Genomic DNA, 13,966 nt, shown 5'->3' on the forward strand with positions numbered 1-13,966 from the left:
GGTTCAGCCTTCGTCGGGAATGGTGGTTTGCATCAGCGCAGCCTTCAGCCAGTAGCTGCCGTCGGCAACCACCGGCGTTCCGGCCTTGACCCCGCTCACGATCTCGGTCATGCCGCTCTCGGCCACGCCGGTATGGACCGTGCGCGGGAGGAAGTGCCCCTGCCCCGCAGGCACGAACACGACCGTCTGCCCGTTCACGTCCTGTAACGCGGAATCGGGCACCAGCACGGAATCGTGGCCGAGCGGCGCCGCGATATTTGCCGTGGCGAACAGGTTGGCGCGCAGCAGCCCGCCGGGGTTGGGCACTTGGCAACGCACCGTGACCGTGCCCGTATTCGGATCGGCCTGATCGGCGACGTCGATGACGCGTCCGTTGAACGGCTGGTTCGGATAGGCATCGACGTTCACCGCGACTGTCTGACCCGCGTGCACGGCAGCGGCGTCGTGTTCCGGCACGCTGACTTGCAGCCACACGGTCGACAGATCCGTCACCGTGACGAGCGACTGCGACGTATCGACGATGTTACCGGCGGCCGTACTCACCGCCGTGACGACACCGTCGAACGGCGCGACCACGGCGCCGAGCGAGTCGCGCGGACTCAATGCGGCAAGAGTGCGCAGGTCGCCGTTTGCCTTCGCGGCGGCATCGATCGGCATCAATCGTTGTGTCATGCCGCGCCATTTCTGCAGATCCGCTTGCCGTGAGCGCAGCGTGGCATCGGCATTGGCCGTCATCGCGCGACGGCGCTCGAGTTCGCTTTGCGCAATGCCGCCGGCGTCGACCAACTCAGTGCCGCGCGCGAGCGCGGCGTGTGCCGCGTCGGCTGCGGCCGTCGCATCGGCGAGCGCGGCTTGCGCGCTGGCGAGCTGGCTGCGCACATCGGAGAGGTCGAACTCGTCGAGCACGGCAAGTCGCTGCCCCGCACGCACGTGGTCGCCAACCGCGACGTCGACGGCCTCGATCCGACCTCTGGATGGGGAACTCAGTTGTGCCAGCTGTTTGCCGTTGAAGGCGATCACGCCCGGCGCGGTGATGATCCGCACGCCTGGGCGAAGCGCCGCGTCGGCGATCTGCAGATGCAGGTTCGAAAGCGCCTCGGGCGCCAGGTCGACGGCGCTGGAAACCGTAGGCGTACTGCTCGCTGCCGCTGACGTGGCAGATTCAGCCGCTACGGGTTCGGCCGTTGCCCGCGTGGTCCGCGAATGAATCGCGAAGGCGCCGCACAGAACGATCAAGCCGGCCCCGGCGACGGACGCATACAGGCGTCTCTGGTACTTGGTTTTCAATGAGTCCCTCGCAGAATCGAATTGATCTGACACGCTCGAAGAGCGAGGACTTCATGTCCTCGATCGCCTGGTGTCGATTATCGAAATCTGCGGCTGATACACACATGGCGGCCAAATGTCATTTTTGACATTGAGGCTGGGGACGTGCGCGAGGTAGAAGAGGAGAACGGGCTGCGGCGCGCCGCGCTTTAGACGAGAGCCGGAAAATACAGCGTAAACACCGTGCTGCCTGCGCGGCTCAGCACTTCGACCTTGCCTCGGTGCGATTCCATGATCGCTTTGACGATCGCAAGACCGAGGCCGGTACTCTTCGCCGATCCCTCACGGGCAGCATTGACGCGATAAAAGCGTTCGAAGATTTTATCGATATGTTCGGGCGGAATGCTGTCGCCGTTATTCATGACCTGCACGGCCACATACTCTCCCGAGCGGAACGCTCGTAGCGCGACTTCGGACGCGGCCCCGGCATGCTCCAGCGCATTGGATAGCAGATTGCTGACGGCACGCCTGAACAGCGTCGGATCGGCTCGCACTTGCACGGGCCCATCGATCAAGAACCGAACGCTCTTATTCTCCGCGACGGCATCGAAAAATGCGGTGAGTTTGGCGAATTCGCTTTGACAGTCGAGCGACCCTAGCTTGAGCTGCTGTCTGGCATGATCCGCCCTCGCGAGAAACAGCATGGTTTCGATCATGCGCTGCAGTCGCTCGCACTCCTCGATATTCGAATCGATGAGCGTCTCGTACTCTTCGATCGTGCGCGGCCTGGACAGCGTGATCTGCGAGGAACTGATGATATTCGCGAGCGGCGTGCGCATGTCGTGCGCCAAATCCGACGAGAACTGCGAAAGGCGCGTGAAGGCGCGCTCGAGCCGGTCGAGCATGCGATTGACCGGGACAGCTATGTCGTGAAGCTCGACGGGACCGCCGCCGATCTGCAGACGATTGTCCAGATTGTGTGCCTCGATGCTGGAAATGCGAGCACCGATCGTTTTCACAGGCGCGAGACCCCGTTTCGCGATCGCATAACCGAGTGAGCCCATCAGCAGTGAGCCGCCGACGAGCACGAGCAATAGGTTCTCCTGAAAAGCGCGCAACACCGAGCGGCGTTCTTGAGCCGCGTGCGCGAGAACGATCTGGATGGTGTCTCCGGACGACAGCTTTTCTCGCCCCACAACGCAGCGGGCAGGCCCGACGATCGGCGGATTGCAGGTGAACGGACCAGACCCCGCGTCTTTGCCGAGCCCGGATGCCAGACGCTGCCCGCGCCCCCCCGTGTACACCAACAGTTCACCACCCCCGCCGGATATCGCGAAAGACACCGCGGGATGTGAAAGCAGCGCCTCCTGAAATACCGCACCGTTTTGCGCGACCGATACCGCGCTGCCCAATGTGCGAGCCTGCTCCATGAACTCCTGAAGCTTCTCGGCAATTTCGCTGTCGTCGCGGCGTCGCAGTTCCAGCGAGAGCGTATGGTAGAGAAGGCCGCCGGCGAGCGAAAGGACCAGGATGGCAAGAATCGAAAACGCGAGCGCGAGCCGCTTCAGCAGTGAATACGGCGCGCCGGCCCCAATCATGCCCTGTCCTCCAGCACGTAGCCCATGCCGCGAACCGTATGCAGCAGCTTGTTTTCGAACGGGCTGTCGATCTTCGTGCGCAGACGCTTGACCGCGACGTCCACGATATTGGTGTCGCTGTCGAAGTTGATATCCCACACGTGAGAAGTCACGAAAGCCCGGGTCAGCACTTCGCCCTGGCGCTCGGTGAGCAACTTCAATAGTGCAAACTCCTGAGCCGTCAATTCGATGCGCACATTGCCGCGCCGCACGCGCCGCCTGACCAGATCGATCTCCATGTCGGAGACACACAGAACAGTGACCGACGACTGCGCCGGCCTTCGCAGCAGCGCACGGACCCGGGCCAGCAATTCGGCGTAGGCGAACGGTTTGGACAGGTAGTCGTCCGCACCGGACTCGAGCCCGACGACTTTGTCCTGGACCGTGTCGCGAGCCGTCAACAACAGTACCGGCGTATGTTTTTTCTCCCGTAGGCGCTTGAGGACTTCGAGCCCGTCGAGTTCGGGCAGCATCACGTCAAGCAGAATCAGATCGTAGTCTTCACTAAGCGCAAGGAAGAGGCCCTCTTTGCCATCAAGGGCGGTATCCGCCTGGAAGCTCGCTTCCATGAGCCCCTTGCGGAGATAGGAGGCCATTTTCGGCTCGTCCTCGATAATGAGTATTCGCATGGTGCTGCAACCTGTCGTTCAATTAGCGCGATTCGAAAAAGATCCGGCGGCATCCTGCGTCCAACTCACGCGGTCCGCTCGGACTGCAGATGAAAGCGAATCTGCGTGAGCGATTCGCATACCTGCCACAAACGCTGGGCGGTCAATTCATCCATGGCCTGCTTCGCGACACTCGCTTCGCCGATTCTGCGCCCGCGTGCCTCGAGGAAACCTTGCGGACCGTAATAGCCGCCGTCATCGACGTCGGGCGATGTCGCCGCGTAGAGCGTCGGCAGCGCGCCGGCGGATTCGCTGTTCAGCGCGACGCCGATAACCCGGCCAGCGAGGCTGCGAGCAGCACGTGACAGCGCGGAACGATCGCCGGAACGAAACAGATTGGTGTTCGCGACCCCGGGGTGGGCGGCTACAGACATGACTCGGGAATTCGCCGCGCGCAGTCGACGGTCGAGCTCAAAGGCGAACATCAAATTCGCCAGCTTCGACTGGCGATATGACTGCATCGGCGAATAATGCTTCTCCGACTGCAGATCGTCGAAATCAATTCTCCCCTGCTTGTGCGCGATGGAAGCAATCGTCACGATGCGCGGCCGGTCAGGCGATTCAGCCGCGGCAAGTTCAAGAGCGGGCATGAGCAGCGCCGTGAGTGCGTAATGGCCAAGCATATTGGTGCCGAACTGCAGCTCGAAGCCGTCGTTGGTCTCAAGACGTTTCGGCGGCGCCATGACGCCGGCATTGTTCACCAGAATATCAAGGCGACGTTGCTCCGCGAGTTCTTTCTGCGCGAACGAGCGGACGGACGCGAGGGAAGCGAGGTCGAGAATCGCCAGTTCCGCGTTTGCTCCGGGAACTTCGGCTTTCAGGCGGGCGAGAGCTTTTTCTGCGCGTCGTTTATCGCGGCATGCCAGGATGACCCGTGCCCCTTTGCGCATCAGCGTCAGCGCGGCGTGATAGCCGATACCGCTATTCGCTCCCGTGATGAGCACTCGCTTGCCGGTCTGCGGCGCAATGTCGTCGGTGGTCCACCGTGTGTGCATGTTGGTCCGGGGTGGCGTGAAGATTGAATACGTGAGGTCGAGACTATCACGGCGGCGATCCGGGAGCGTATCCGGCGACAATCATGCCGCGAGCCGCCCAGCAGAGAGACTCGAGCCAACATCAATTGCTCTTCGCGTACTGCATCGATTGCTTTTGCTCGCCCAGTCAGTCTCGAGTGGACTGGAATGATCCCGGTTGTCATTATCGGAATTCGGTCGTTAACACGACATGGCTGCTGGATGACGTTTCAGTCATTTCGGAGCGGCCAATCGCGCGGCGCGCCCATGAAAGAGGCGCGCCACCTGGCAATTAGCCGTACAACGAACGAGCGGCCAGTTGCCGTCAAACGCCGCGTGGTGCGGCAAGAAAACGGCGGCGCATCGGCTTGAGCACTGCAATCGCGAGCAATGCGGTAACGATGTCAAGCGTGATCGCCGCGCCGAACACCGGCAGCCAGCTACCCGCGTGCTGGTGCATCAACGCCGCCAGCGGGCCGCCGAGGATCGAGCCGATGCCCTGCGAAATGTAGAGCCAGCCATAGTTTTCCGTGGCATGCCGCGTGCCGAATGTGTCGGTCAGCGTCGCCGGGAACAGCGAGAAGATTTCGCCCCAGCCGAAGAACACCACGCCCGAGAGCAACACGAACAGCACCGCGTTATCGCGCGTGAACAGCCACAGCGCCATCGCGACGCCTTCCAGGGCGAACGCGAAGAACATCGTGTTTTCGCGGCCGACTCTGTCGGACACCCAGCCGAACAGCGGCCGCGTGAGTCCGTTCGTGAAGCGGTCGATCGTCAACGCAAGCGGAAGCGCCGCCATGCCGAACACGAGCACTTTGGTCACGCCGAAATCGGCGGCGAAGGTGGCCATTTGCGACGTGACCATTAGACCGGAGGTCGACATCATCGTCATCATGGCGAACATCAGCCAGAAGATCGGCGTCCTGAGCGTCTGTGACGGGCGCAGATTCGCCACCGGCGAACCGGCCTCATTCACATTCGCGCCGGCGGCATCATGCGCGGGCGGCACACGCAAGCCCTGCGATGCGAGCAGCCCTACCACCGCGAACGCGATGCCGAACATCCACAGCGTCGCGTCGACACCGCGCGCCTGCAACGACGCCGCGATCGGAAACGTCGTGACGATCGCGCCCATGCCATAGCCGGCGGCGACGGCGCCCGCCGCGAAGCCGCGCTGCGCGGGGAACCAGCGCACCATCAGCCCGACAACGCCGACATACACGATGCCCGTGCCAAGGCCGCCGATCACGCCATAGGTCAGATAGAGCATCGGCGCACTCTGGACCTGCGATGCGAACACCCAGCTCAGGCCGGACATCGCCGTGCCGACCGAAATCAGCGCGCGCGGACCGAAGCGGTCGATCAGCTTGCCTTGAAACGGCGAAAAGAACGTCTGCAAAATGATCAGCAGCGAGAATGTCACCTGCAGTTCAGGCAATGCGATGCCCAGTTTCGCGGCGAGCGGTTTGGTCATCAACGTCCAGACGTATTGCGGACTCGAGATCGCCATCATGCAGACGAGACCCAGCCCAAGTTGAATCCAGCGGGTATGCGTGGCGAGCGTCGAGACATTCTCGATGTGCGGCGACATCGGTTGCAAGCGTGTACTCATGGTGTTCTCCGATTCCTGAGCGCATGCCAGCCGGCATGCGCGAGACGTGCGCAGTCCTCCGGGCCTGAACGGCCGGAACTGCAAGTCGTTTGGGTAAAAGCGCGCGGTGTCTACCAGCCCGCAGCGACTCCGTCACTGCGCGGATCGTAGCCCGCTTCGATTAATCCATCAGGATGCCGGACGATTGCGCCGGCATGCCCCATCGCTTCGTCGTAAGGCGCCATCATCTCGACCTCGTGCCCGAACGCGCTGAGCGCGGCCGCCGTGTGCGCGGCGAAGCGTGGTTCGAGCTTGAGCGTGTCGGTCGATTGGCCCCATGTACGGCCGAGCAGCCAGCGAGGCGCGTCGATCGCCGCCTGCGGATTCCAGCCGAAATTCGCGATGCGTGAAAACACGGCGCTTTGCGATTGGGGTTGTCCGTCTCCGCCCATGTTGCCGTACACCATCGTGCGGCCGTCGGCAAAGCGCGCCAGCGCCGGATTGAGTGTATGAAATGGTCTGCGCCGCGGCATCAGCGGATTGAGCGCGTGCTCGTCGAGCGAAAAACTGCAGCCGCGGTTCTGCCAGTTGATGCCGGAGCCCGGCAGGACGATGCCGCTGCCGAACTCGTGATAAATGCTCTGGATGAAGCTGACCGCCACCCCCTCGCTATCCGTCACGCCTAGCCATACGGTGTCGCCCGGTCCGCGACCGGCCGGCCAGGGCGCGGCTCGCGTCGGCGCGACGCGCGCGGCCATCGCGTCGAGCGCGGCCGGTTCGAGCAGCGTGGCGGGATCGACCGTCATGTGATCGGGATCGGTGACGTGCGCGTCGCGAATCGCGAAAGCCAGCTTGGTTGCCTCGACGCACGCGTGGACGAACTCGGGCCCGAGCGGGTCCATGTCTTTCGTCAGCACGCGGTCGAGAATGCCGAGAATGAGCAGCGACACGAGACCCTGTGTCGGCGGCGGCATGTTGTAGATCGTGCCGAGCGAGTGCTGCAGTGCGAGCGGCTTGCGTAAGCGCGCCTCGTGCCGTTCGAGATCGGCAAGCGCAAGCAGCGAGCCGGCGGACTGAAGATCGCTCGCGATGCTGCGCGCGAGATCGCCGCGATAGAAGTCGTCGAGACCTGCTTCGGCGAGGCGCTCCAAGGTTGCGGCGAGACGTGGCGCGACGAAGCGCTCGCCCGCTGCCGGCGCGCGGCCGTCATGCAGAAAGGTGTCCGCGAAACCGGCGATCGCGCTCAGTTCGGCGCGCCGGCTGTCGACACATTGAGCCTGGCTGCGCGTGACCGGCACGCCGGACTTCGCATAGTGAATGGCGTCTTCGAGAAGACGCTTGACGGGCAGCTTGCCGCCGAGCGCGTCCCTCGACCAGCGGTGTGCGAGCTGCCACCCGGACACGGTGCCCGCGACAGTGTTCGCGGCCAGCGGGCCGCGCGTCGGAATCGTCGTATATCCGCGGGAGCGGTATGCGTCGATCGTCGCAGCGAGCGCGGCCGCGCCGCAGGCCTCGATGCCCACCGGCTCCGCGCCGGGGCGCGAGATGAGCCAGAAGCCGTCGCCGCCAATGCTGTTCATATGCGGATAGACGACTGCGATTGTCGCGGCAGCGGCAATCATGGCTTCGACGGCGTTGCCGCCGTCCCGCAGGATGGCCAACGCGCTCTGCGCCGCGAGTGCGTTAGGCGCGACGGCCATACCGCGCGCGCCGCGCGTGGGATTCAAAAAACTAGATGACATATTTGACGGGGCTTTTGCTTGTATACATACCCGTCACTTATGCGAGAAGCATGCCAGCACGCGAGCCGACGGTTCATGCGCGCCAGAGCAGGGTTTTGCGCGACTCGGTGCTCACGGCGATGCCGCTACTTGGTGCCGCGCAACCTGGGTGGTGCATAAGGGATCGCATTCGGCCCCATTGCAGTGCGTGCGCGTTGCAGGCGCTCCTCCGTCAAGGTGCGCACTTCAGCGCGGCTACCCTCGATATGGCGTGCGATCAACGCAACGCTACGATCCGTTTCGCGACCACGGATCGCATCGAGGATCGCCACATGTTCGTCGTAGGTTTCGTCGATGCAGTCGCCATACACGAGATCGAGCCGCCGCACGACCCGGATGCGATCGGTGACGCGCTGCATCGCATTGGCCAGCTCGGCGTTATCGGCCGCCTGCACGAGGGCGTGATGAAATGCTTCGTCGAGCGCGACCATCTCGCGGCCGTCACGCCGACGCTGAGCAGGTGGAATCTTCCAGATTTGTTCGAGCTGACCGAGCGTTCGTGCGACGCGTTCGCAGAGCTCTCCTTCGGCACCCGCAAGCTTCGCGACCGCAAAGGTTTCGATCAGCTTGCGCATTTCGTAGAGGTCTTCGAAGCGCTTGAAATCGACCGGCACGACTTCCCAGCCGCCGCGCACATAACCGCGCATCAGGCCGTCGCTCTGCAGGCGCTGCAAGGCCTCGCGCGCGGGCGTGCGGGACACGCCGAAGCGCTCGGCGATGCTGCCTTCGGTCACGCGGTCGCCGGGCAGCAGGCGCATATCGAAGATATCCTCGCGTACGCTGACATAGACATGATCAGCCCGCGAAGGGGAAATGCCGGTGATGTCGTTCACGCTTGGAACCTGAGTTGGCTAGTGTCGGGGCTGAGATTATTGTCCGACCCCAACGCGCCGTGTCAACACGCAATGAAAAAACCGGCATCGCGCGGACATCAGCCTCGAGCGAAATACGCCTTTACAGCCGACAGAAATGTATCGATGTCCGCGCGCGAGACGTCCTTATGTGTCGCAAAACGCGACGCGTACAGCATCTGCGTGAGAATGCCCCGTTCCTTGAGCCACGCTTCGAGCGGAGCGCAATGTTCCTGCGGAAACTGCGCGAACACCATGTTGGTCGCGTGTGACTGCACCGTCACCTGATCGATCTGCGCGAGACCGTCGGCAAGAAGCTGGGCGTTGGCGTGATCGTCCGCGAGCCGCTCGACGTTGTGATCCAGCGCGTACAGACACGCCGCCGCCAGCACGCCCGATTGCCGCATGCCGCCGCCGAGCACTTTGCGCCAGCGATGCGCGGCGCCGATCAGCGCCTGGCTGCCGAGCAGCACCGAGCCGACCGGCGCGCCCAGTCCTTTGGAGAAGCAGATCGACACCGAATCGAAGGGCGCGCACAGCGCCGCCAGCGATTGGCCCGAAGCCACCGCGGCGTTGAACACGCGTGCCCCGTCGAGGTGCGTCGCAAGCCCGCGCTGACGAACCAATTCAACCGCACGCGCCACATAGTCCGCGGGCAGCACTTTGCCTCCAATCGTGTTCTCTAGCGCGAACAGACGCGTGCGTGCGAAATGATCATCGATCGGCTTGATGGCGGCCGCAACCTTATCGAGCGGCAAGGTGCCGTCCACGGCATTTTCCAGCGGCTGCGGCTGAATGCTGCCGAGCACCGCCGCGCCGCCGCCTTCGTATTTATAGGTGTGCGCCAGTTGGCCGACGATGTATTCGTCGCCACGCGCGCAATGCGCCATCAAGGCCGCAAGATTGCATTGCGTTCCAGTCGGAAAGAACAGGCCGGCTTCCTTGCCGGCGCGTTCGGCGAGCACGGCCTGCAGACGCAGGACAGTCGGATCGTCGCCCCACACATCGTCGCCCAGCTCGGCGGTTGACATCGCGGCGAGCATCGGCTGGTCCGGACGGGTCACGGTATCGCTGCGCAAATCGATCATGTGCTGCTCCTCAGAGTGGCGGGCGCATCGCGCCTGCAGCGCGGACGACCTGGATTGAATTGAAAATCGTGCTATGCAGCCCTGCGCTCACGAGTAGCTGCTGGTGAGCGAAAGCGCCGGGTTGCGCGCAGTTGCATCGCGCTGCTGTGGGCCCGCCGATTTCAGCTCCGGATCGCGTTCGACGTCGACGGAAAAGAGATTGACCGCGCCAAGCAGAGTCTGCGCTTGCCTGTTCAAAGCGTCCGCGGCAGCACCCGATTGCTGGACCAGCGCAACATTCTGTTGCGTGCCATGCTCCAGGCTCGCGATCATCTCCCGGACTTCGCCGATATGAAGCGTCTGTTGCTGACACGCGTCGTGGATTTCGCTCATGATGCCCGTGACGCGCGCCGACGAATCAACGACCGCGGAGATGGTCGAGCCCGCGTCATCGACCTGGGTGGCGCCGTCTTTCACGCGAGCGTCGCTCGCCACGATCAGTTGCCGGACCTCCTTCGCCGCTTCTGCGCTACGTTGCGCGAGCAGCCTGACCTCGCCGGCCACCACGGCAAAACCGCGTCCCTGGCTACCGGCACGCGCGGCCTCGACCGCCGCATTCAGCGCGAGGATGTTGGTCTGGAACGCGATCCCGTCGATGACCGAGATGATCTCCGCGATGCGCGCCGACGACGCTCTTATCCCATGCATCGTCTCCACCACCCGGCCGACCGCCATGCCGCCTTGCCCAGCCGTTTCCGAGGCGTGCCTGGCAAGCTCGTCCGCGTGTCCCGCGTTCGCCGTGTTGGTGGCCACGCTAGCATCGAACTCCTTGAGCGCGCCGGTGGCCTGCTCGAGCGCGCTGGCCTGGAGCTCGGTGCGCGCGCCAAGATCGGCATTGCCGGCGGCAATCGCGTGGCTCATGCCGGCGACTGCATCGGCGCCAACGCGCACCTGTCCCACGATGTCCGCGAGCGCTTCTCTCATCCGCACCACAGTCGCCATCACGCTACCCGTATCGCCGGTGCGCAACCCGGCGCGCTGGGAAAGATCGCCGCGCCGGATCGCATCGGCGAACGCGATCAGCTCACGCGGCTCCGCGCCGAGCGAGCGGCCGATGTTGCGCACGACAAGCACCGCAACGCCAACACCGATCACGCACGCAAGTCCGGTTAGCGCAAGCATCATCCAGCGGAAATCGACGCTTATCTGACGTGCTTCGGCACCGCCCTGCCGGTTCAGCACTTCCTGAAAGTCGATCAACTGGTTGATTGCCGCGAGCCACTCGACCAGCGCGGGGCGCGCTTGCTGGAGCAGCAGGGTGCGCGCCCCTTCGGTGTCGCCGGAGGTTTGCCGTGCAATCACCTCGTCGATAAACGGCGTGGCCTTGTTGCCCGCATCGATCACGCGCGAATAGATAACGCGCTCGGCTGGGCTGATGTCGGTGCGCTGCGCGTAGACGGCGGCAAGCGGCTTTGCCGCCTCGTCATAATCCGCCGCGAGTTGCCGGATATGCGCGACGACGGCCGGCAGCTCATCATGCGATACGAGAGTGACATCGCGCACGGCGATTGACCGGTCATGGACGCTACCGCGAAAGTTGATGGCGTACCGTTCTTTGACGCCGTTCACGTCGATGATCTGATCGAGTCGTTGCCGCACCGACTCGACGCGCGTGATGGCGATGACCGTCAGCGCAACGAGAGCGACGAGGACAATGCCGAAGCCGGCAACCAACTGGGTGTGGACACGCAAACCCGCCGTAGTCCTCATGGATTCACCTTTTTCGTCAGAGATGCATTATTTGTTGCGCGTGTCTCGGCTGTTTCAAAGACGGCGGCCGCGGACAGCGCGCAATGACTCGCGGCCTGACATATCGACCGAAACGCCACCAGGATGCGCGATGGCATTGTGCCGAGGCGCAGGCCGTTCGGGAAATTGGTTTGCCTCATGGCGACGATTGCGAACAGTTATGACGCAGCCGCCATGCGCAAGCCAAACACAGCTCGAACGGGAGACGGCGCGGACACAATGAGCAACCCTAGAGCGCCTGCGCGGCAATACGCCCAATTTCTCAGGATTATATCGTCGCTTGACGATTTGCGCTGAAGACGACGCAGACGGTCGCAGCGATAACACCGGCGAACCGCCCTGCGCCGACTCGCAATGCGTTATAGCGCAGGCAGCAGGCTCGGCAGGCTCGTCAGGAAGGCGCGCACGTGCATGGCAATCACCGCTTCGGCGGGCGTGCTGTTTTCGTTCGAATAGATGCGGCGGCGAATCGCCAGATGAGACACGGCGCCATGCAACAGCCAACCCACTTCGCCCAGTTGGGCCGGGTCGACAGGCATGCGTAGACCCAGTTCATGCGCGGTCTCAGTGACGATGATTTCGAGCGCATGGCTGACGATCGCGTTCGTATAGGCCGGCGCCGTGTGCAGGCCCTCGAGCGACGAGTAAAGGAAAAGCCTCAGCCAGCGGCGCGTCAGGAGTGTGTCATAGTATTCTCGATAAAAGCGGTTGAGTCGGCTTTCAATCGGCACACTTCGGTCTTGCAACTGAACAAACCAGATTGCGTCGAAGATTCCGACGACTTCCCGCTTGTAGACTTCGTCAATCAAAGCGGCCTTGCTCGGGAACAGGCTATATAACAAGCGTTGCGACACGCCGCAGGCTTCCGCGATGGCGCGGGTCTGCGCGCCCAGACCATGCTCCGCGAAATACTCCGCGGCCTTCTCCAGCACGCGCGCCTGACGCTCCGCGCGCGGCAAACGCTGCGGCGCTTTTTTCATCGGCCGCTTGAGCGCGACGCGCTCGGCGCCGGTTCCACGGTTCGGCTTCTCGATAGTCCCTTTGTTCTTCATAACTCCCTGCGCTGTCGGATTATCGCTGATGTCATCAAATGACGATTTACGTTTTGATAAAAGTATACACCCGGGCGTGGGCGGCAGTCCCGCTGCCAATGGCGGGCCGCCAGGAACGCTCTCTTTAGCAAGCCTGAAGCACGTTGATGACGCGGCTCACGAGCAACGGGCGCGTATTGCGTCCATATTCGGCCATATGCGTCGAGGCCCCATGCGCCCTCAACGCTTCAGCGCTCTGCCAGCGCTCGATGACAGCGAACGTATCTTTGCCGAGCGGTGTCTGAGGCGTCCCGAACTCCGGTACGTCGATGACGGCCTCGTAGCTGATGCACCCCTCTTCGGCCAACACCGCTGGACGGTTCTGGTTGAAAAGTGCCAACACGGCTTCGCGTTGACCGGGCTGGGCGGTGATTGTGGCAATGACATGGATCATCTGGGTATTTCTCCTTTCCTGTTTTGGCGCCGATCGCCGCATGCGCTCCTGCCTATCTGAACATGACAGCGGCGTAATGCAGAGGTCAGCCTCGCGTCACGCCATCTGCGGACAATACAGGTTTACTCCCCCTTGCAGCGGTGGCGCGGCGACACCCGAGGCTCCGTTCATCGCGTGTGAAGCTGACTATATTTAACTTTACAGGTAATTCACCATGAAGACTCTGATCTATGCAGCGTTGGTTGCCAACGCACTCGTCGTCCCCGCGGTCTCTTTTGCACAGGACTCCACTGCCCCGCTGACGCGTGCCGAAGTGCGCGCCGACCTGGTGCAAATGGAACAGGCGGGGTATCGCCCGGGCCTCAAGGATTTGCACTATCCCACCGATGTTCAGGCTGCGGAGGCACGTATTCATGCGCAGGATGCCACGACGCCGAGCAGCACGGCGGTCGGCGGAGTGTCGATGAACGGCTCCTCGCAGTCGGGTGCGCCCTCGACGACCACAGGGACTCACTCGATCTACTTTGGTCACTGATGGTGTCGATCTGCACTGAATCCGGCCCCGGGTCCGGGGCCGCATCGCGTGACTTGCGCAACGGCTGCCGCCGGTCGTTGGACGCACCGCGCTCGTCTGTTTTGTCACGGCCCTGGCGAAGCCCGATTTGAACCCCGCGTTGCCGCGGCTCAACGCTTTGAAGGCACGCTGTCAGCATTCATCTTCACACCTTCGCATGTCATTCGTGACGAGGACCCTTGATGGCCTCTCAAACAATTGGTAATAAAAATCTCTAACGC

At 63.0% G+C, this 13,966-nt stretch carries 13 protein-coding genes; 2 read left to right on the forward strand and 11 right to left on the reverse strand.

The window, feature by feature from the left end; genetic code table 11:
- Positions 1 to 3: 3 nt before the first annotated feature.
- From F6X42_RS02610 to F6X42_RS02650, 9 genes are all read right to left on the reverse strand, one after another.
- Positions 4 to 1,287 carry an efflux RND transporter periplasmic adaptor subunit gene (locus F6X42_RS02610; RefSeq protein ID WP_187632716.1) on the reverse strand — a complete coding sequence of 428 codons (1,284 nt, stop codon included), beginning with the start codon at positions 1,285 to 1,287 and terminating at the stop codon, positions 4 to 6.
- Positions 1,288 to 1,475: 188 nt separating this feature from the next.
- Entirely contained in the window at positions 1,476 to 2,864 is a 1,389-nt protein-coding gene (locus tag F6X42_RS02615) for a heavy metal sensor histidine kinase (RefSeq protein ID WP_187632717.1), read from the reverse strand.
- Positions 2,861 to 3,532 carry a heavy metal response regulator transcription factor gene (locus tag F6X42_RS02620; protein WP_187632718.1) on the reverse strand — a complete coding sequence of 224 codons (672 nt, stop codon included), beginning with the start codon at positions 3,530 to 3,532 and terminating at the stop codon, positions 2,861 to 2,863. The genes F6X42_RS02615 and F6X42_RS02620 overlap by 4 nt, the downstream gene beginning before the upstream one ends.
- 65 nt (positions 3,533 to 3,597) lie before the next feature.
- A complete protein-coding gene (locus F6X42_RS02625; RefSeq protein ID WP_246529922.1) occupies positions 3,598 to 4,647 on the reverse strand; it encodes an oxidoreductase in 1,050 nt (349 codons plus the stop codon).
- A 262-nt stretch (positions 4,648 to 4,909) separates the two neighbouring features.
- The gene (oxlT, locus tag F6X42_RS02630) at positions 4,910 to 6,199 is read right to left on the reverse strand and encodes an oxalate/formate MFS antiporter (protein WP_187632719.1); all 1,290 of its coding nucleotides are present in this window, start codon (positions 6,197 to 6,199) and stop codon (positions 4,910 to 4,912) included.
- 110 nt (positions 6,200 to 6,309) lie between these two features.
- Complete coding sequence (locus F6X42_RS02635; RefSeq protein WP_281393918.1) at positions 6,310 to 7,878, reverse strand: gamma-glutamyltransferase family protein; 1,569 nt, start codon at positions 7,876 to 7,878, stop codon at positions 6,310 to 6,312.
- 167 nt (positions 7,879 to 8,045) lie between these two features.
- Complete coding sequence (locus F6X42_RS02640; RefSeq protein WP_187632721.1) at positions 8,046 to 8,792, reverse strand: GntR family transcriptional regulator; 747 nt, start codon at positions 8,790 to 8,792, stop codon at positions 8,046 to 8,048.
- Positions 8,793 to 8,890: 98 nt separating this feature from the next.
- On the reverse strand, positions 8,891 to 9,898 hold the full coding sequence (gene ltaE, locus F6X42_RS02645) for a low-specificity L-threonine aldolase (protein ID WP_187632722.1): 1,008 nt from the start codon (positions 9,896 to 9,898) through the stop codon (positions 8,891 to 8,893).
- An 87-nt stretch (positions 9,899 to 9,985) separates the two neighbouring features.
- Complete coding sequence (locus F6X42_RS02650) at positions 9,986 to 11,569, reverse strand: methyl-accepting chemotaxis protein (RefSeq protein ID WP_246529940.1); 1,584 nt, start codon at positions 11,567 to 11,569, stop codon at positions 9,986 to 9,988.
- Here F6X42_RS02650 and F6X42_RS43760 point away from each other — a divergent pair.
- Entirely contained in the window at positions 11,456 to 11,734 is a 279-nt protein-coding gene (locus tag F6X42_RS43760) for a hypothetical protein (RefSeq protein ID WP_246529952.1), read from the forward strand. The genes F6X42_RS02650 and F6X42_RS43760 overlap by 114 nt on opposite strands.
- 311 nt (positions 11,735 to 12,045) lie before the next feature.
- Here the strand turns inward: F6X42_RS43760 and F6X42_RS02655 are convergent, their stop codons facing one another.
- Complete coding sequence (locus tag F6X42_RS02655) at positions 12,046 to 12,837, reverse strand: TetR/AcrR family transcriptional regulator (RefSeq protein WP_246529923.1); 792 nt, start codon at positions 12,835 to 12,837, stop codon at positions 12,046 to 12,048.
- A gap of 25 nt (positions 12,838 to 12,862) precedes the next feature.
- Positions 12,863 to 13,213 (reverse strand): putative quinol monooxygenase, encoded by a 351-nt coding sequence (locus tag F6X42_RS02660; protein ID WP_246529924.1) that lies wholly within the window; start codon positions 13,211 to 13,213, stop codon positions 12,863 to 12,865.
- Between the two features lie 172 nt (positions 13,214 to 13,385).
- Here F6X42_RS02660 and F6X42_RS02665 point away from each other — a divergent pair, with 172 nt between their 5' ends.
- Positions 13,386 to 13,706, forward strand: a complete 321-nt coding sequence (locus F6X42_RS02665) for a DUF4148 domain-containing protein (RefSeq protein WP_187632724.1) — start codon at positions 13,386 to 13,388, stop codon at positions 13,704 to 13,706.
- Positions 13,707 to 13,966: the final 260 nt, after the last annotated feature.

This window comes from Paraburkholderia podalyriae (assembly GCF_014397785.1).
Taxonomy (GTDB): Bacteria; Pseudomonadota; Gammaproteobacteria; order Burkholderiales; family Burkholderiaceae; genus Paraburkholderia; species Paraburkholderia podalyriae.

Coding starts and splice junctions, on each gene's coding strand:
- F6X42_RS02635 (WP_281393918.1), bottom strand. CDS start 7,878: ATGGCCGTCGCGCCTAACGCACTCGCGGCGCAGAGCGCGTTGGCCATC.
- F6X42_RS02620 (WP_187632718.1), bottom strand. CDS start 3,532: ATGCGAATACTCATTATCGAGGACGAGCCGAAAATGGCCTCCTATCTC.
- ltaE (WP_187632722.1), bottom strand. CDS start 9,898: ATGATCGATTTGCGCAGCGATACCGTGACCCGTCCGGACCAGCCGATG.
- F6X42_RS43760 (WP_246529952.1), top strand. CDS start 11,456: ATGGACGCTACCGCGAAAGTTGATGGCGTACCGTTCTTTGACGCCGTT.
- oxlT (WP_187632719.1), bottom strand. CDS start 6,199: ATGAGTACACGCTTGCAACCGATGTCGCCGCACATCGAGAATGTCTCG.
- F6X42_RS02665 (WP_187632724.1), top strand. CDS start 13,386: ATGAAGACTCTGATCTATGCAGCGTTGGTTGCCAACGCACTCGTCGTC.
- F6X42_RS02615 (WP_187632717.1), bottom strand. CDS start 2,864: ATGATTGGGGCCGGCGCGCCGTATTCACTGCTGAAGCGGCTCGCGCTC.
- F6X42_RS02660 (WP_246529924.1), bottom strand. CDS start 13,213: ATGCGGCGATCGGCGCCAAAACAGGAAAGGAGAAATACCCAGATGATC.